Source organism: Paraburkholderia largidicola (assembly GCF_013426895.1).
Lineage (GTDB): Bacteria > Pseudomonadota > Gammaproteobacteria > Burkholderiales > Burkholderiaceae > Paraburkholderia > Paraburkholderia largidicola.
On record NZ_AP023174.1, the window covers coordinates 624,732 to 641,321 of the forward strand.

Below are 16,590 nucleotides of genomic sequence, written 5' to 3' on the forward strand. Positions count from 1 at the left end.
GCGTGGCGGCAAGCCAATCCAAGGAGCGAGCATGAGTCAGTCAGTCGAGACCGCCACGCTGGGCGGCGGGTGTTTCTGGTGTCTGGAAGCGGTGTATCTGGGCGTCGATGGGGTGACGTCGGTGGAATCGGGGTATGCGGGCGGGCAGGTCGACAATCCGTCGTATGAGCAGGTGTGCGACGGCGACACGGGGCACGCGGAAGTCGTCAACGTCGAGTTCGATCCGGCGCGCATCACTTATCGCGAGATCCTCGATATTTTCTTCGCGATCCATGATCCGACCCAGCTTAACCGCCAGGGAAACGATGTCGGCACGCAATACCGGTCGGTGATCTTCACGCACTCGGACGCGCAGCGCGACACGGCCCTGCAGGCGATCCGCGAGATCGGCGCCGAAGGCATCTACGACGGCCAGATCGTCACGCAGGTGCTGCCGCTCGACGGCAACTACTTTGCTGCCGAGGCGTATCACCAGAACTACTTTGCGCAGCATCCGGATCAGGGCTATTGCGCGTTCGTCGTCGCACCGAAGGTGGCGAAGTTCCGCCAGAAGTTCGCGCATCGGATCAAGGCCGGCGCGTGAGTGCGCACCGATCCTGACGTTTTGACGTAACCGCTGGCGCGGCGCAGTTCCTACGAGGACTGCGCCGCGTTTTCTTTTTGTGCGCTGCGAAGCCGCTCGCACGCGGCCGCGATTTGCGCCGCCAGCTTCACGCAGGTCAGCGGCGCGGAGCCTTCGGCCTTGTTGTTCGCGGCGATCAGCACCGGCTGGCCCGCAATCGCGTAACGCGCGGCCAGCACGGCGAGGGCGGTGCGGGTGTCGGGGTCTTCGTCGACGAGTTTGTCGAACGGTTCGTACTTCGCTTTTGCCTGTTCGTACTTGAAGCCGCCGTGCAGGCTCCAGCGCACGATCAGCGGCCCCGATGGCGCGTCATCCAGCATCGCGAGCGCGGCGGCCTGCCGCGACGGATCGGGCATCCGCGCGTGAATGCCGACGCAGTACCGCACCCCCGTCGCCTTCAGCGCGCGAATCAGGCGCGGCGTCAGTAAAGACGCATCGCGGATTTCGACGGCATAGCAGGTATCGCCTTCGAGCGGCGGCAGCGCCGCCAGGAACGCCGTCAGCCGGTCGACGAAGAGGGCCGGCCGCGCAAGCATCTCGTTGGGCAGCGGCGAAAACTGGAACACGAGCGCGCCCGCCTTCGCGCCGAGCCCGTCGATGCACGGCCGCACGAATTCGTCGATGGCCAGTTGCGCGCTCAGAAAGCAGGGATTCTCCGACACCGGCTCGCCGCGCTCGGCGCGCACGGTGGCGTCGGTGACGAGCGCGGGCGCTTTCACGATGAAGCGGAAATGGTCCGGCACCTGCTGCGCGTAGCGCAGATAGTCGGTGACGGTGAGCGGCGCATAGAACGAGCGGTCGATGCTCACCGTGCGCAGCAGCGGATGCGCGCCATAGGCGGTGAGGCCATCGCGCGAAAGCTTGCTGTTGCTGTAGTCGTCGCCGTAGACGATGCCTTTCCAGCCTGGAAAGGACCACGTCGAGGTGCCGAGATGCACTTGCGGCGGCAACTGGCTGGCGAGGTGAACGACTTCGTCGGAAGGCGGCGCGGCGAGAACGTCGCGGGCGCGGCGCTTTTTTGGCGGCGCGTCGCTGGGCGCGGCAGCCGTTTTGGAAGAAGACGCTTCAGGCGTTGAAACAGCCGTGACAGGCGCCTGCTCGACGGGATTGCCGAACATGTCGAGTTGCAGGGAGGCGTCGGGCGCTTCGGGTGCCGCTTCTTCTTCCATCGATCCGTTACGAGAGACAGTGCGCTGACTTTGATGAACGACGTCCGCTCCGGGCCGATGCATGAGCGCCACGAGCCCGAAGCGGATCCAGCCAGCGATTTTACAGCGCCTTCTCGTACATGAAGCGGCGCGACCAGGGCAGCGTCGTCGCGCTGCGGCCCGCCTTGCGGCACACCACCTGATAGATCGACACGTCGTCGTTCTCGAACGCATACGCGCAGCCGGCGAGGTACACGCGCCAGATGCGGAATTTTTCATCGTCGACGAGCGACCTCGCTTCTGCCGCTCTCGCCTCGAAGTTCTCCGTCCAGATATCGAGCGTGCGCGCGTAGTGGCGGCGCAGGCTTTCGACGTCGAAAGCTTCGAGCCCGCCGCGCTGCATCGATTCGAGCGCGAGACTGATGTGCGGCAGCTCGCCGTCGGGGAACACGTACTTGTCGATGAACTCGCCGCCGCCCAGCGCCGTTTCACCGCTGTCGTAATCCGTCGACGTGATGCCGTGATTCATCGCGACGCCGTCATCCGTGAGCAGGTCGTGAATCTTCTGGAAGTAGCCGGGCAGATTCTTGCGGCCCACGTGCTCGAACATGCCGACGCTCGTGATGCGGTCGAACTGCCCCTGCACGTCGCGATAATCCTGCAGCCGGATTTCGATCTGGCCTTCGAGCCCGGCTGCCCTCACGCGCTGCGTCGCGAGGTCGAACTGGTTCTGCGACAGCGTCACGCCCACGCATTTCGCGCCGAACTTCTGCGCCGCGCGCAGCACCAGCGCGCCCCAGCCGCAGCCGATATCGAGCAGGCGCTGGCCCGGCTGCACCTGGATCTTCGTCAGGATGTGATCGATCTTCTTGATCTGCGCGGTAGCGAGATCTTCGTTGCCGTTCTCGAAGTACGCGCACGAGTACACCATGTTCTCGTCGAGCCACAGCTTGTAGAACTCGTTCGAGACGTCGTAGTGGTACTGGATCGCCTTCTTGTCCGACGTTTTCGTGTGATTGAAATAGCGTCGCACGCGCGCGAGCTTGCTCGCATTCGTCACCGTGCTTCGCGCCAGCGAATAGCTGATGTTGATGATGTCCGACAGCTTGCCTTCGATGTCGATCTTGCCCTTCACATACGCCTCGCCCAGATTGTCCAGGCTCGGTTCGAGCAATAACGGCAGCGCGGACGCGCTATTTACTTTCAGCGTGACCTGCGGCGCGGCGAACGTGCCGAAGTCATGTTGCTGGCCATCCCACAGCACCAGGCGCGCTGGGATATTGGCCTTCGTTTTTACTTCTTCTACCCACTGCGCCAGCTTCTTCTCCCAGAACATGTGATTTCTCCGTGTCCAATGAATCAAAGCAAAGCCTGTCGAACCACAGTGCGCAGCGCGCGAGCCGGCCTTGGCCGCGCTGTGTGATGTAGAGCCGCGCGCACGCGATTCCGCCGTCGGCGCGACGCGTCATGCAGTGTGAAGCAGGACGGGCCGCGCGCCGGTGTATCAATCTGTCAGGGCGACAGACGGGCGATCGTCCAGTCGGCACTGCCGCTACGCGTGAAGAGCAGCCGGTCGTGCAGACGTGAAGGCCGTCCTTGCCAGAATTCGATTGCGTCGGGGATCAGGCGATAGCCACCCCAGTGAGGTGGCCGGGGCGGATTGTCGCCGTATTGTGCGCTGAATTCGCGTTCCCGCGCTTCCAAAGCGGCACGGCTTTCAATCACCTTGCTCTGCTCCGATGCCCATGCGCCGATGCGTGAGCCGACCGGACGCGATGCGAAGTATTGGTCGCTTTCTGCGTCGCTCGTCTTGACGACGGCGCCCTCGATGCGCACCTGGCGCTCGAGTTCGATCCAGTAGAAAAGGAGGCTTGCGTGTGGGTTCTGCGCGAGTTCGAGGCCCTTGCGGCTCTCGTAGTTCGTGAAGAACACGAAGCCCCGCTCATCGACACCCTTGATCAGCACGATGCGCGCCGAAGGCCGGCCGCGCGCGTCGACCGTCGCAAGCGTCATCGTGTTCGGTTCGGGGAGTTGTGCGTCGATGGCCTGTTTGAACCACACGTCGAACTGACGGAACGGGTTCGGGTCGGCGTCGGCGATGTCCAGCGAACCGAGCGAATAGTTTTTGCGGAGGTCGGCAAGAGTGCTCATGTTTTTATGCAAGCGCTACAGTGTGGGGCCAGTATAGCGAAGGACAAAGTTTTCTGCGTCGAGGCGTGTCATGCGGGCCGCGCGTTCCAGGCACTGACGCCGCGATCCGCGGGCGAGCGCCCGCGCGATCAGGCAAAATACGGGCTTGAAAGCATGCAGATGTCCGCAGGATATCGCAATGCTGTAGTCCGAATCAGCGAAGCTACCCATCATGTCCACGCCTCTCGTCACCGAGCATTCCGATATTACTACCGACCCCGGCGCCCATGAAACCGCCGACCGCGCCCGGCGTTTCGGCGGCGTCGCGCGGCTTTACGGCGCGCCGGCGCTCGCCGCGTTCGAGCGCGCGCACGTCGCCGTGATCGGCATTGGCGGCGTCGGCTCATGGGCGGCGGAAGCGCTCGCGCGCACGGCGATCGGCAAGATCACGCTGATCGATCTCGACAACGTCGCCGAGAGCAACACGAACCGGCAGATCCATGCGCTCGACGGCAATTACGGCAAGCCCAAGGTCGATGCGATGGCCGAGCGCATCCGGCTGATCGATCCGCAGTGCGATGTGCGCATGATCGAAGATTTTATCGAGCCGGGCAACTTCGACATGGTGCTGGGCGGCGGCTTCGACTACGTGGTCGATGCGATCGACAGCGTGCGCACGAAGACGGCGCTGATCGCGTGGTGCGTCGAGCACAAGCAGCCGCTGATCACGGTCGGCGGCGCGGGCGGCCAGCTCGATCCGACGCGTATCCGCATCGACGATCTTTCGCAGACCATTCAGGACCCACTGCTGTCGAAAGTGCGCGGCCAGTTGCGCAAGCAACATGGCTTTCCGCGTGGGCCGAAAGCGAAGTTCAAGGTGAGCGCGGTCTATTCGGACGAGCCGTTGATCTATCCGGAAGCGGCTGTTTGCGATATCGACGAAGAAGCTGAGCACGTCACGACGTCCCCCGGTCATCATGGCCCCGTGGGCCTGAACTGCGCGGGCTTTGGATCGAGCGTGTGCGTGACGGCGAGCTTCGGCTTTGCGGCCGCGGCACACGTGCTGCGCGCGCTGGCGAAGCAGACGGCCTGAAGCGCGGCGGCTTACGTTTCGTCGCCTGAATAAAAAAACGCGGCGCAAGGCCGCGTTTTTTCATGGTCGAACGAGAACGATCAGTTCAACGACGCACTCAGCTTGCGGCGCCATTTCGCCACCAGTTCCGGCTGATGCGCGGCGAGATCGAACACGGACAACATCGTCTTGCGGCCGATGTCGTCGCGGAACGTGCGGTCGCGCGTCACGATGGCAAGCAGATGTTCGAGTGCCGGGTCGTACTTGCGACGGGCGATCAGGGCGCTCGCCAGATCGAAACGTGCTTCGAGGTTGTCGGGATTGCTGGCGACGGCGGCTTCGAGCGCGTCCGTGGGCGGCAGATCGGCGGCGGCGTCGACGGCATCGAGCCGCGTCTTGATCGCGTTGTAGCGCGCGTCGATGCCCTGCGTCGTTTTAGGCGACAGCAGATCGTTTTCTTTCTGGGCTTCTTCGGCGCGGTTGTCTTCGAGCAGCAGTTCCATCAGATCGAGCCGTGCTTCGTCGAAACCCGGGTCGTACGCCAGTGCGGCCTTGAGCGCGTCGTACGCATCTTCGCGGCGGCCCTCGGCGATCGCTGCCGCCGCTTCCGCGCGTGATGCTTCTGCGCCGTCCGGCACGAGACGGTCGAGGAACTGGCGCAACTGGCCTTCCGGCAGCACGCCGATGAACTGATCGACGGGCCGTCCGTCCGCGAACGCGACGACGTGCGGAATGCTACGCACCTGGAAATGCGCGGCCAGTTCCTGGTTTTCGTCGACGTTCACCTTCACGAGCCGCCATTTGCCTTGGTACTCGGCTTCGAGCTTTTCGAGCATCGGACCGAGCGTCTTGCACGGTCCACACCACGGCGCCCAGAAGTCGACGAGTACGGGCGCGAGCATCGATGCGCTGATGACGTCCTTTTCGAAAGTGGCGAGGGTGGTTTCCATTGCTGTCTCTTCCTTGGATCGGTACGCGGGTTATATGGGGGCGGCCTGGGTCGTTTCAATGCAGGGCTTCATCGGCCCTTTCGCGTTGCTGCGCCGCTCCCCGCGGATGTCTGCCAGTCTAGCGCGGCTTGCGCTCGGGCAACGGGATCCACTCGGTCTCGCCGGGCACCTTGCCCATTTCCTGATTCGTCCACGCGAGTTTTGCGCGCTCGATTTTCTCGCGCGAACTCGCGACGAAATTCCATTCGATGAAGCGCTCGCCGTCGAGTTTCTCGCCGCCGAGCAGCATCACGGTGGCGCCTTGCGTGCTCGTGAGCGTGACGGTTTCGCCGGGCGTGAGCACAGCCATCGTCGCGACTTCGAGCGGTTCGCCGTCTAGCGACAGGTCGCCGTCGACGAGGTAGACGCCGCGTTCGTCGTGTTCCGGTTCGAGCGCGAGCACGCTGCCCGGCGAGAAATGCGCGGCGGCGTAGAGCGTGCCCGAGAAGGTTCGCGCCGGCGACGTTTCGCCGAACGACGAGCCCGCGATGATGCGCAGCCTGACGCCGTTGCGTTCGATTTCCGGCAGCGTGGCGCCCGCGTGATGTTCGAACGACGGCTCGACGTCTTCATCCGCGAGCGGCAGCGCGACCCATGTCTGGATACCGTGCACCGTCGAGCCATTCGTGCGATCGGGTTCCGGCGTGCGTTCCGAGTGAACGATGCCGCGGCCCGCCGTCATCCAGTTGACGTCGCCGGGAACGATCTTCTGTTCCGAGCCGAGGCTGTCGCGATGCATGATCGCACCTTCGAACAGATACGTGACGGTCGCGAGTCCGATATGCGGATGCGGGCGCACGTCGAGCCCGGTGCCGGCCGGCAGCGTGGCGGGGCCCATGTGGTCGAAGAAGATGAACGGGCCGACGAGACGCGCGGCCATCGCGGGCAGCACGCGCCGCACGGCCAGATTGCCGATATCGCGGACGTGGGGCTTCAGAACCGCTTTGATCGATGAGGACATGACGGGCTCGGTTGGTGGGGACAGGGTGGATCATTTTACTGCCCGTCCCAGTTGCATGTGTCCGAGGGATCAAGGCAATGGAAAGATTTGTCCTGGGCGAAGCAGGCGATGCGTTCGGCGCTGCTCGGCTACACTCTCATGCTCTGATACGGGCAAACACAGGAATGCAGATGTCACCAAAAGACCTGCTGCTGGCGCTGGTCGTCGTCGTTGCGTGGGGTGTGAACTTTGTCATGATCAAGGTTGGGCTGCATGGTGTTCCGCCGATGCTGCTTGGCGCGCTGCGCTTCATGCTTGCTGCTTTTCCCGCTGTGTTCTTCATCAAACGGCCGAAGATGCCGTGGCGATGGCTCATCGCTTATGGCGCGACGATCTCGCTGGGGCAGTTCGCGTTCCTGTTTTCGGCGATGTATGTCGGGATGCCGGCTGGGCTCGCGTCCTTAGTGCTGCAGGCCCAGGCGTTCTTTACGCTTCTGTTTGCAGCTGTGTTTTTGCATGAGCGGTTTCGCTTGCAAAACGTGCTCGGGCTCGTTGTCGCGGCTGTCGGGCTTGCTGTGATCGGTATGCAGGGCGGTGCCGCGATGACGCTTGCCGGGTTCATTCTCACGCTGTGCGCGGCTGTGATGTGGGCGCTCGGCAATATCGTCACCAAGAAAGTCGGTAAGGTCGATCTGGTGGGTCTCGTCGCGTGGGGGAGTCTGATTCCGCCTGTGCCGTTCTTTTTGCTGTCTTATCTTCTTGAGGGCCCGCAGCGGATTGAGGCTGCTCTGACGGGTATCGGCGCTTCGTCCGTGTTCGCGATCGTTTATCTCGCGTTTGTTGCTACGCTGGTTGGGTATGGGCTTTGGAGCCGCCTGCTGTCGAGATATCCGGCGGGGCAGGTTGCGCCGTTTTCGTTGCTCGTGCCGATTGTTGGGCTGGCATCGGCTTCGTTGTTTCTCGACGAGTCGTTGTCGGGGGCGGAGATTGGCGGCGCGGTTCTGGTGATGGTGGGGCTTGCCGTTAATGTGTTTGGTGGGTGGGTCGTGGAGAGGTTTTCTCTCGCGAGGTGAGGGTTTGTTGTTTTTTTGTCTGCGACGCTGGGGTGGTTTGCTTGTGTTTTCGCTGGCATCCGCGCCTTGCCTCTGGTTCGCTAGCGTTGCCCCTGTGCGGGGCGGCACCTACTTTTCTTTGCCGCCGCAAAGAAAAGTAGGCAAAAGAAAGCGGCTCACACCGCCAGCTCTTGTGTCTGCCTGAGGGACCCCAACGGGTCTTATGCTTCACACGGCAACGTCTCTGCTGGCGCTCGTTGCCAACGCTTCGAACCGATGCCTCACCCGCTTCGAATACCCGTAATCGGGCCAGCGGCAGCGACTGGCTTGTGCCGCCCAGGTGGCAAACTGTGTGCAGGTTGTCGCGCCACAAAGGGTAGAGCTCTTACCGGGTGGGACGCGTGCGCTACCGGTCCGAAGTGAGACGTATGGAGCACTTGGGCCTACACACAGTTTGCCACCTGGGCGGCCGTGGACTATCTGGCATGGCACGCTGTGATGCGGGTGCGTGAAGTGGGTGAGGCGCACCGCAAGAGCGCTGGCAACGAGCGTGGGTCACGTGGTTGCCGTGTGAAGCGTAAGAACCTTTGAGGGCCCTCAGGCAAGAACAAGAACTGGCGGTGTGAGCCGCTTTCTTTTGCCTACTTTTCTTTGCGGCGGCAAAGAAAAGTAGGTGCCGCCCCGCACAGGGGCAACGCGTGAAGCACGACAACAAAACGCGGATGCCAGCGCAAAACCAAAGCAAACCACCCAGCGTCGCAGACAAAAACCAAAAACCAAAAACCGGTCAGGTCATCCGATTCTTAGCCAGCGGCGGATTAGCCGCAAAATATCGCTTGATCCCGGTCATGATCGCGCTAGCCATCTTCTCCCGATACGCATCGTCATTCAGACGACGCTCCTCATCCGGGTTACTGATAAACGCAGTCTCAACAAGAATCGACGGAATATCCGGTGCTTTCAGCACAGCAAAACCGGCCTGCTCAACAGACCCCTTATGCAACCTGTTGATCCCGCCAATCTCCTTCAGCACGAAAGTGCCATACCGCATCGAATCGCGAATCTGGGCCGTCGTCGACATATCGAACAACGCGCGATTCACGCTCGCATCGGCGGACTTGATGTTGATACCGCCAATCTGATCCGACGAGTTTTCCTTGTTCGCCATCCAGCGCGCGGCCGCGCTCGACGCGCCATGCTCCGATAGCGCAAACACCGACGAGCCGCTCGCCTCCGGCGTGGTGAACGCATCCGCATGGATCGACACGAACAGGTCCGCGCCGACGCGCCGCGCCTTTTGCACCCGCACGTTCAGCGGCACGAAGAAGTCGGCGTCGCGCGTCATCATCGCGCGCATGTTCGGCTGCGCATCGATCTTGGCGCGTAGCTTCTTCGCGATATCGAGCGCAACGTGCTTCTCATACGTGCCGCTTCCGCCGATCGCGCCAGGGTCCTCGCCGCCATGGCCCGGATCGATCGCGACCGTCAACAGGCGCACCGTGTTGCTGCCCTTCTTCGGGGTGGTGAACTTGTAGGCGTCGTCGCCGCTATCGCCGTCGTTGTCCGCATCGTTGTCGTTGTTGCGCGCGATGACGGGCGGTGCGGGCGTCGGCGTGGGCTTCGACGGAACGTGTGGCGCGGGCGCCGGCGCCGTATGCACGGGCGGTCGCGGCGTGGGCGAGGGCGACGACGGCGCGTTGTTCTGCGCGTACTTCTCGAAGAACGCGTCGGTGTTGTCGGCAGGCGGCGCCGACGGGCCGCTCAGCGTCGCGGCGGGTGGCGCAGTTGGCGACGCGGCATTGTCGTCCAGTTGCTGTTGCTTGCGCTCCGACTGCGCGAGCAGTTCCATCAGCGGGTCCGGCGCCACGGCGGGATACAGGTCGAACACGAGGCGATACTTGTACGTGCCGACGGGCGGCAGCGTGAACACCTGCGGCTTCACCGAACCCTTCAGGTCGAACACCATCCGCACGACGTGCGGCTGATACTGCCCGACGCGCACGGATTGAATCTGCGGATCGTTCGGCGCGATCTTCGAGACGAGATCCTTCAGCGCCTGGTCGAGATCGAGTCCGTTCAGATCGACCACCAGCCGGTCCGGGCCTTGCAGCAACTGCTGGGTGTTCTGCAGCGGCTGGTCGGACTCGATGGTCACGCGCGTGTAGTCGCGCGCCGGCCACACGCGCACGCCGAGCACCGACTGCGCCCACGCCAGACGCGGCGCGACGAGCCCGAGGACGAGCGTGGAAGCGCCCGCGCGAAGAATCTGCCGGCGGCGCCAGTTGTGCGTCGCGGTGGCCGCCGATTCGATCGAGCGGAACGGTTTGATCAACATCTTTCGAGACATGCCTTTCCTGGTTCGCTATACGCCCGGGCGATCAGCATGCGGCCATCGCCGTCGACGTCGAGCGAGAAGACGAGATCCGGCACGCCCAGCAGACTGCCCGCGCGTTCCGGCCATTCGACGAGGCAGATAGCGCCGCTGTCGAAGTATTCGCGAAAGCCTGCGTCGGCCCATTCGGCCGGATCGGTGAAACGGTAGAGATCGAAGTGATACAGCTCGAGTTCCCCATCCGGCCGTTCGACCGCATAAGGTTCGACGAGTGTGTAGGTCGGGCTGCGCACGCGGCCCGCATGTCCGAGCGCGCGTAACGTGGCGCGCACGAGAGTCGTTTTGCCTGCGCCCAGGTCGCCGTGCAACTGCACCTGGAGACCGTTGAATGCGTGATGGCCCGTCGCGTCGACTTCGCTGCGCACGCCGTCGATCGCATGCGCGAAGCGCTCGCCGAATGCCATGGTCGCGGCTTCGTCCGCGAGCGCAAACTGGCGCTCGAGCAGGACAGCGGCGGAAGGTCGATTCGCGGGACCTGTGTGATCGGGCATTCTCGTAAAATGACGTAATGAACCAAGGCCAGCAGCATCCCATGTCGGACCCACATCGCGATCCGCATTCGCCGCTCGAAATGGCGAATGATGAAGCACCCGTCACGCGTCGCCATGATGATGCGCAACTGGCTGCGCTCGCTTCGCGTATCAGGGACTGGGGACGCGAACTGGGTTTCGGCGCGGTCGGCATCAGCGATATCGATCTGTCGCACGCTGAAGCGGGCCTTGCAGCCTGGCTCGACGCGGGTTGCCACGGCGAGATGGATTATATGGCCAAACATGGGATGAAACGTGCGCGGCCAGCCGAGCTTGTGGCCGGCACGCGACGCGTGATCTCGGTTCGCATGGCCTATTTGCCGGCTTCTTCAGGGGCGCGAAAGGGCGATGAAAGTGCAGTCGCCGACGTTCAGCATGATTGGCGTCTCGACGAACGCATGCGTCTTGAAGACCCGGCAGCGGCCGTTGTCTCGATCTACGCGCGCGGACGGGACTATCACAAGGTGATGCGCAACCGCTTGCAGCAACTGGCTGAGCGGATCGAGGCGGAGATCGGCCCGTACGGTTACCGCGTGTTCACCGACTCGGCGCCCGTGCTCGAAGTCGAGCTTGCGCAAAAGGCGGGCACGGGTTGGCGCGGCAAGCATACGCTGCTGCTGCAACGGGATGCGGGGTCGCTGTTTTTCCTCGGCGAAATCTTCGTCGACGTGCCTCTGCCGACTGATGCCGACACATCGCCCGAAACCGCGCCGGAAACACCCGGCGCGCATTGCGGCAGCTGCACGCGCTGCATCGGCGCATGTCCGACGGGGGCGATCGTCGCGCCTTATCAGGTCGATGCGCGGCGCTGCATCTCTTATCTGACCATCGAGCTGAAGGGCAGTATTCCCCAGGATTTGCGGCCGCTGATCGGCAATCGTGTATATGGCTGCGACGATTGTCAGCTCGTGTGTCCGTGGAACAAGTTTGCCCAGGCCGCGCCCGTCGCCGATTTCGATGTGCGTCACGGGCTGGATCGCGCGTCGCTGGTCGAGCTGTTCGGCTGGAGCGCTGGCGACTTCGACACGCGCATGCAGGGCAGCGCGATCCGCCGGATCGGCTACGAATGCTGGCTGCGTAATCTCGCGGTCGGCATGGGCAACGCCCTGCGCGCCGCACGCGATACGCTTTCCGCCGATACCCGCGCAGCCATCGTCGACGCGCTGCGCCAGCGTCTGGACGATCCCTCGCCGCTCGTGCGCGAGCATGTCGAATGGGCGCTGGAAGCGGCGTGAGCGTGCCGTTCGAATGAGAGGAGTGAACCCATCATGTTCAATGCAGTGATCGACGCGCCGTTCGGCAAGATCGGCGTGCGCCTGGAAGGCGAGGCCGTGCGCGAGATCGTGTATCTGCCCGACTCGGTCGCGAACGTCGAGCCGGATTCGCCGCTCGCGAAGCAGGCGGTCGAGCAGATCGAACAGTATCTGCAGCATGCATCGGCAAGCTTCGATCTGCCGCTCGCCGACGTCGGCACGCCATTCCAGCGGCGCGTCTGGCAGGCGATCCGCGAGATTCCGCCCGGCGTCGTGCTGACCTACGGGCAACTGGCGAAGCAGATCGGCAGCGTGCCGAGGGCGGTCGGTCAGGCGTGCGGATCGAATTTCTTTCCGATCGTGATTCCGTGCCATCGCGTGGTCGGTGCGGGCGGCATCGGCGGCTTTGCGCATACGGGCGGCGACGGCTACTATCGCAACGTCAAACGCTGGCTACTCAAACACGAGGGCGTACCTTACGCATGACTGATGTGCTGACCGAAGACGCGCAGCCCGCGTCGCCTTTGCTGCTGACGAGCGGCGCGTCGATCGACGCCTTCTGTGACGCGCTGTGGCTCGAGCATGGCCTCGCGCGCAACACGCTCGACGCGTACCGGCGCGATCTGCGGCTGTTCTCCGAATGGCTCGCGAGCGCGCGCGACGCATCGCTCGATACGGCGAGCGAAGCCGATCTGACGGCATACAGCGCCGCGCGTTCGGCCGACAAGTCGACCTCGGCGAACCGGCGTCTTTCCGTGTTTCGCCGCTATTACGCGTGGGCCGTGCGCGAGCATCGGGCATCGTCGGACCCGACATTGCGCATTCGTTCGGCGAAGCAACCGCCGCGTTTTCCGTCGACTTTGACGGAAGCGCAGGTCGAAGCGCTGCTCGGCGCGCCCGACGTGACGACGCCCTTGGGCCTGCGCGACCGCACGATGCTGGAACTGATGTACGCAAGCGGCTTGCGCGTCAGCGAGCTGGTCACGCTGAAGACGGTGGAAGTGGGCCTGAACGAAGGCGTCGTGCGTGTGATGGGCAAGGGTTCGAAAGAGCGGCTGATTCCGTTCGGCGAAGAGGCGCATGGCTGGATCGAGCGCTATCTGCGCGAGTCGCGCCCCGCGCTGCTCGGCCAGCGTGCCGCTGATGCGCTGTTCGTCACTGCGCGCGCCGAAGGCATGACGCGTCAGCAGTTCTGGAACATCATCAAACGCCACGCGATGACGGCGCATGTGCACGCGCCGCTGTCGCCGCATACGCTGCGTCACGCTTTCGCAACGCATCTTCTGAATCACGGCGCGGACCTGCGCGTCGTGCAACTGCTGCTCGGCCACACGGATATCTCGACGACGCAGATCTACACGCACGTCGCGCGCGAGCGGCTCAGGACGCTGCACGCGACACATCACCCGCGCGGCTGAATTTCCGGCTCCTTCGCGCGCGGCTCAGACGAGATCGCGCAACCGGTGCTTGAGAATCTTGCCTGTCGATGCCGCGGGCAACGCAGCGAGCACCTTGATTTCGGCGGGCCGCTTGTAGGGCGCGAGGCGCGCTTCACACCACGCGGCGAGATCGGCGGGCGTGGCCCGGGCGCCGCCCGTGAGTTCGACGAACGCGACCACTTCCTCGTTGCCTTCGACCGCGCGCCCAATCACCGCCGACTGCACGACATCGGGATGCGCGTTCAGCACATGCTCGACTTCGGCAGGGTACACATTGAAACCCGAGCGGATGATCAGTTCCTTGCTGCGTCCGGCGATATGCATCGCGCCGTCGGCGTCCTGGCGCGCGAGATCGCCTGTCTTGAGCCAGCCGTCGGCGGTGACCGCGGCCTGCGTCTGCTGCGGACTGCGGTAATAGCCGAGCATCACGTTCGGTCCGCGTACCCACAACTCACCGACTTCGCCTTGCGCAACGTCGACGCCGTCGAGTCCGACGATCCGCACTTCGATGCCGGGAATGGCCTGGCCGACCGAGCAGTCGGTGCGCGGCGCTTCGAGCATGGTTTGAGAGACGGTCGGACTGCTTTCGGTCATCCCATAGCCGTTGTGCAGCGCGACGCCATACACGCTTTCGACGCGCGACTTCAACGCGGCGTCGAGCGGCGAGCCGCCCGAGTAGGCGAAGCGCAGGCGAGGCGCGGACCACGGCAAGCCGCGCGCCTGCAGATATTCGAGCAGCTTCGCGTGCATCGCGGGCACGCCCTGGAAGATCGACACGCGTTCTTCGGCGAGTGCGCGGCGCACGGCGTCCGGCGCGAAGCGCGGTGCGAGCCTGAGCGTCGCACCCGCGTACAGGCTGCCGAGGCATACCGACGCCAGCCCGTACACGTGAGAGATAGGCAGCACCGCATAAACGACGTCGTCGGCATTGACGCGCCGCAGCGTGCTCGACATCGCCGCGATGAACAGCAGGTTACGGTGCGACAGCATCACGCCTTTGGGCGAGCCCGTCGTTCCCGTCGTGTAGATCAGCGCGGCGCATTGACGGTCGCTGGCGATTTCGACGGGTTCGACTTGCGCCTTATCGTCGAGCGCGTACGACCATCCGCCGATGTCCACCGCGATCCGGCGCGCCGGGTGCGCGCCGTGGCGCTCGGCGTGCTGCCGCGCATCGGGCGATGCCTCGACGGCATACGCGACCACGCGCGGTTGCGCATGCGCGCGGATCGCATCGAGTTCCGCCGCCGACAGCCGCGCGTTCGACACCAGCGCCCATGCATCGAGCTTCGCCGCGGCGAACAGCAGCACGATCTGCACGACGCTGTTTTCGGCGACGATCATCACGCGGTCGCCGGCACGCACGCCTTGTTCGGCGAGCAGGGCGGCGACGGCATCGACGGCTTCGACGAGCTGCGCGCGCGTCAGACGTCGATCGTCTTCGATCAGCGCGGCATGCTGCGGATCGCGCGCGGCGATGAGCCTGGGAATATCGGCGATGCGTTCGGGGAGCGCGGCGAGAAGTGCAGGGACGTCGATAGCGGGCGCGCCGTCAGGCGGGTGCTGGACTGGATTCAACGATTTCTCCTTTGTCGACTGTCTCGACGCGAGCGGCTACTGCATGCCATTGCGCGTAACGCGTACCGAACGATCGTGCCATAGCCTCGGCGCCCGCACAATTGGCCATTCGGCCAATGGTCGCCGTGCCGCGCCGCCATTACAATGCGCCGATGAGCAAATCCAGACATGTTTCCGAGACACCCGCCACGCAGTTTCTGCGTCGCCACAAGGTCGAATTCGGCGAGCATCCGTACGACTACGTCGACCACGGCGGCACGGCCGAATCGGCGCGGCAGTTGGGCGTCGACGAGCATCAGGTCGTCAAGACGCTGGTGATGGAAGACGAAAACGCGAAACCGCTGATCGTGCTGATGCACGGCGACCGCACCGTGTCGACCAAGAACCTGGCGCGGCAGATCGGCGCGAAGCGCGTCGAGCCGTGCAAGCCGGAAGTCGCGAGCCGTCATTCGGGTTACATGATTGGCGGCACGTCGCCGTTCGGCACGAAGAAGGCGATGCCCGTGTACGTCGAATCGACCATACTCGAACTCGACAGGATCTTCATCAACGGCGGGCGGCGTGGCTTTCTGGTCAGCATCGAGCCCGCCGTGGTGACGTCGCTGCTGGCTGCGAAGCCGGTGCAATGCGCGATCGTCGAATGACGCGTGCTGTCGTTGTACTGGCCTGTGGAAGCAACTGAAGGGTTCGGTAGAATGTGCGCCGTTGCGCTGGCGCATCTTGCGCCGGCGCGTATTGCGCATGCGGAGCCTGGAGACCAGCGTCGCCTGGTACGCTTTCCGACACTGATAAGAGTTTGAACATGGAAAACCTGATTGTCGCCGTCGTGGCCTATCTGATCGGCTCGGTGTCGTTTGCCGTGGTCGTCAGCGCTGCGATGGGACTCGCCGATCCGCGCTCGTACGGCTCGAAGAACCCCGGCGCGACCAACGTGCTGCGCAGCGGCAACAAGAAGGCCGCGATCCTCACGCTGCTCGGCGACGCGTTCAAAGGCTGGCTCGCCGTGTGGCTGACGGGACATTTCTCGGCGCACTTCGGACTCGACGACACGTCCGTCGCGATTGCCGCCATCGCCGTGTTCGTCGGCCACCTGTATCCCGTCTTCTTCCGCTTCAAGGGCGGCAAGGGCGTGGCGACGGCTGCGGGCGTGCTGCTCGCCATCAATCCCATCCTCGGCATCGCGACGCTCGCGACCTGGCTGATCGTCGCGTTCTTCACGCGTTATTCGTCGCTGGCCGCGCTGTGCGCGGCGATCTTCGCGCCGTTGTTCGACGGCTTTCTGTTCGGCGCAAACGTGATCGCGGTGGCGATCGTCGCGATGAGCGCGCTCCTGATCTGGCGTCATCGCGCGAACATTGCGAAGCTGGTAGCAGGGCAGGAGAGCCGCATCGGCGACAAGAAGAAGGCGGAAGCGGCGGCGCGGACGGCTTCGAACAAGCACTGAGCCC

16 protein-coding genes are annotated in these 16,590 nt (G+C 63.9%); 8 read left to right on the top strand and 8 right to left on the bottom strand.

Annotated features, from left to right (window positions below; all coding sequences use genetic code 11):
* Positions 1-31 precede the first annotated feature (31 nt).
* A complete protein-coding gene (msrA, locus tag PPGU16_RS02745; RefSeq protein WP_007578901.1) occupies positions 32-583 on the top strand; it encodes a peptide-methionine (S)-S-oxide reductase MsrA in 552 nt (183 codons plus the stop codon).
* 50 nt (positions 584-633) lie between these two features.
* On the opposite strand, the gene PPGU16_RS02750 is transcribed toward msrA, so the two are convergent.
* From PPGU16_RS02750 to pdxH, 3 genes are all read right to left on the bottom strand, one after another.
* Positions 634-1,791, bottom strand: coding sequence for a DUF72 domain-containing protein (locus tag PPGU16_RS02750; RefSeq protein WP_180721599.1), 1,158 nt, complete (start codon positions 1,789-1,791; stop codon positions 634-636).
* Between the two features lie 100 nt (positions 1,792-1,891).
* Positions 1,892-3,106 (bottom strand): SAM-dependent methyltransferase, encoded by a 1,215-nt coding sequence (locus PPGU16_RS02755; protein WP_180721600.1) that lies wholly within the window; start codon positions 3,104-3,106, stop codon positions 1,892-1,894.
* Positions 3,107-3,282: 176 nt separating this feature from the next.
* Entirely contained in the window at positions 3,283-3,921 is a 639-nt protein-coding gene (gene pdxH / locus PPGU16_RS02760) for a pyridoxamine 5'-phosphate oxidase (protein ID WP_180721601.1), read from the bottom strand.
* Between the two features lie 211 nt (positions 3,922-4,132).
* Between pdxH and tcdA the strand changes: the two genes are divergently transcribed.
* Positions 4,133-4,993, top strand: a complete 861-nt coding sequence (gene tcdA / locus PPGU16_RS02765; protein WP_180721602.1) for a tRNA cyclic N6-threonylcarbamoyladenosine(37) synthase TcdA — start codon at positions 4,133-4,135, stop codon at positions 4,991-4,993.
* Between the two features lie 80 nt (positions 4,994-5,073).
* Here tcdA and trxA read toward each other — a convergent pair whose 3' ends face one another.
* Both trxA and PPGU16_RS02775 read right to left on the bottom strand, forming a co-directional pair.
* A complete protein-coding gene (trxA, locus tag PPGU16_RS02770; protein ID WP_180721603.1) occupies positions 5,074-5,922 on the bottom strand; it encodes a thioredoxin in 849 nt (282 codons plus the stop codon).
* Between the two features lie 118 nt (positions 5,923-6,040).
* Positions 6,041-6,922 carry a pirin family protein gene (locus PPGU16_RS02775; RefSeq protein WP_180721604.1) on the bottom strand — a complete coding sequence of 294 codons (882 nt, stop codon included), beginning with the start codon at positions 6,920-6,922 and terminating at the stop codon, positions 6,041-6,043.
* Positions 6,923-7,092: 170 nt separating this feature from the next.
* Here PPGU16_RS02775 and PPGU16_RS02780 point away from each other — a divergent pair, with 170 nt between their 5' ends.
* The gene (locus PPGU16_RS02780; protein WP_180721605.1) at positions 7,093-7,974 is read left to right on the top strand and encodes an EamA family transporter; all 882 of its coding nucleotides are present in this window, start codon (positions 7,093-7,095) and stop codon (positions 7,972-7,974) included.
* Between the two features lie 766 nt (positions 7,975-8,740).
* Here PPGU16_RS02780 and PPGU16_RS02785 read toward each other — a convergent pair.
* Complete coding sequence (locus PPGU16_RS02785) at positions 8,741-10,300, bottom strand: N-acetylmuramoyl-L-alanine amidase (protein WP_180721606.1); 1,560 nt, start codon at positions 10,298-10,300, stop codon at positions 8,741-8,743.
* Positions 10,282-10,836, bottom strand: coding sequence for a tRNA (adenosine(37)-N6)-threonylcarbamoyltransferase complex ATPase subunit type 1 TsaE (tsaE, locus tag PPGU16_RS02790; RefSeq protein WP_180721607.1), 555 nt, complete (start codon positions 10,834-10,836; stop codon positions 10,282-10,284). The genes PPGU16_RS02785 and tsaE overlap by 19 nt, the downstream gene beginning before the upstream one ends.
* A gap of 80 nt (positions 10,837-10,916) precedes the next feature.
* Between tsaE and queG the strand changes: the two genes are divergently transcribed.
* Genes queG through xerD form a run of 3 tightly spaced genes read left to right on the top strand, consistent with a single transcriptional unit; the run spans position 10,917 to position 13,546 of the window.
* The gene (queG, locus tag PPGU16_RS02795) at positions 10,917-12,110 is read left to right on the top strand and encodes a tRNA epoxyqueuosine(34) reductase QueG (RefSeq protein WP_243460581.1); all 1,194 of its coding nucleotides are present in this window, start codon (positions 10,917-10,919) and stop codon (positions 12,108-12,110) included.
* Between the two features lie 33 nt (positions 12,111-12,143).
* A complete protein-coding gene (locus PPGU16_RS02800) occupies positions 12,144-12,614 on the top strand; it encodes a methylated-DNA--[protein]-cysteine S-methyltransferase (RefSeq protein WP_180721609.1) in 471 nt (156 codons plus the stop codon).
* The gene (gene xerD, locus PPGU16_RS02805; RefSeq protein ID WP_180721610.1) at positions 12,611-13,546 is read left to right on the top strand and encodes a site-specific tyrosine recombinase XerD; all 936 of its coding nucleotides are present in this window, start codon (positions 12,611-12,613) and stop codon (positions 13,544-13,546) included. The genes PPGU16_RS02800 and xerD overlap by 4 nt, the downstream gene beginning before the upstream one ends.
* Positions 13,547-13,570: 24 nt before the next feature.
* Here xerD and PPGU16_RS02810 read toward each other — a convergent pair whose 3' ends face one another.
* Positions 13,571-15,142 carry a class I adenylate-forming enzyme family protein gene (locus PPGU16_RS02810; protein WP_180721611.1) on the bottom strand — a complete coding sequence of 524 codons (1,572 nt, stop codon included), beginning with the start codon at positions 15,140-15,142 and terminating at the stop codon, positions 13,571-13,573.
* A 152-nt stretch (positions 15,143-15,294) separates the two neighbouring features.
* Here PPGU16_RS02810 and ybaK point away from each other — a divergent pair, with 152 nt between their 5' ends.
* Together ybaK and plsY are read left to right on the top strand one after the other, a co-directional pair.
* Complete coding sequence (gene ybaK, locus PPGU16_RS02815; RefSeq protein ID WP_180721612.1) at positions 15,295-15,786, top strand: Cys-tRNA(Pro) deacylase; 492 nt, start codon at positions 15,295-15,297, stop codon at positions 15,784-15,786.
* A 158-nt stretch (positions 15,787-15,944) separates the two neighbouring features.
* Complete coding sequence (plsY, locus tag PPGU16_RS02820; protein WP_180721613.1) at positions 15,945-16,586, top strand: glycerol-3-phosphate 1-O-acyltransferase PlsY; 642 nt, start codon at positions 15,945-15,947, stop codon at positions 16,584-16,586.
* Positions 16,587-16,590: the final 4 nt, after the last annotated feature.

Bases quoted from the DNA above. Each gene is read 5' to 3' on its own strand.
- tcdA (WP_180721602.1), top strand. From the start codon at position 4,133: ATGTCCACGCCTCTCGTCACCGAGCATTCCGATATTACTACCGACCCC.
- PPGU16_RS02785 (WP_180721606.1), bottom strand. From the start codon at position 10,300: ATGTCTCGAAAGATGTTGATCAAACCGTTCCGCTCGATCGAATCGGCG.
- ybaK (WP_180721612.1), top strand. From the start codon at position 15,295: ATGAGCAAATCCAGACATGTTTCCGAGACACCCGCCACGCAGTTTCTG.
- PPGU16_RS02750 (WP_180721599.1), bottom strand. From the start codon at position 1,791: ATGGAAGAAGAAGCGGCACCCGAAGCGCCCGACGCCTCCCTGCAACTC.
- tsaE (WP_180721607.1), bottom strand. From the start codon at position 10,836: ATGCCCGATCACACAGGTCCCGCGAATCGACCTTCCGCCGCTGTCCTG.
- xerD (WP_180721610.1), top strand. From the start codon at position 12,611: ATGACTGATGTGCTGACCGAAGACGCGCAGCCCGCGTCGCCTTTGCTG.
- msrA (WP_007578901.1), top strand. From the start codon at position 32: ATGAGTCAGTCAGTCGAGACCGCCACGCTGGGCGGCGGGTGTTTCTGG.
- pdxH (WP_180721601.1), bottom strand. From the start codon at position 3,921: ATGAGCACTCTTGCCGACCTCCGCAAAAACTATTCGCTCGGTTCGCTG.
- PPGU16_RS02775 (WP_180721604.1), bottom strand. From the start codon at position 6,922: ATGTCCTCATCGATCAAAGCGGTTCTGAAGCCCCACGTCCGCGATATC.
- trxA (WP_180721603.1), bottom strand. From the start codon at position 5,922: ATGGAAACCACCCTCGCCACTTTCGAAAAGGACGTCATCAGCGCATCG.
- PPGU16_RS02755 (WP_180721600.1), bottom strand. From the start codon at position 3,106: ATGTTCTGGGAGAAGAAGCTGGCGCAGTGGGTAGAAGAAGTAAAAACG.
- queG (WP_243460581.1), top strand. From the start codon at position 10,917: ATGGCGAATGATGAAGCACCCGTCACGCGTCGCCATGATGATGCGCAA.
- PPGU16_RS02780 (WP_180721605.1), top strand. From the start codon at position 7,093: ATGTCACCAAAAGACCTGCTGCTGGCGCTGGTCGTCGTCGTTGCGTGG.
- PPGU16_RS02800 (WP_180721609.1), top strand. From the start codon at position 12,144: ATGTTCAATGCAGTGATCGACGCGCCGTTCGGCAAGATCGGCGTGCGC.
- plsY (WP_180721613.1), top strand. From the start codon at position 15,945: ATGGAAAACCTGATTGTCGCCGTCGTGGCCTATCTGATCGGCTCGGTG.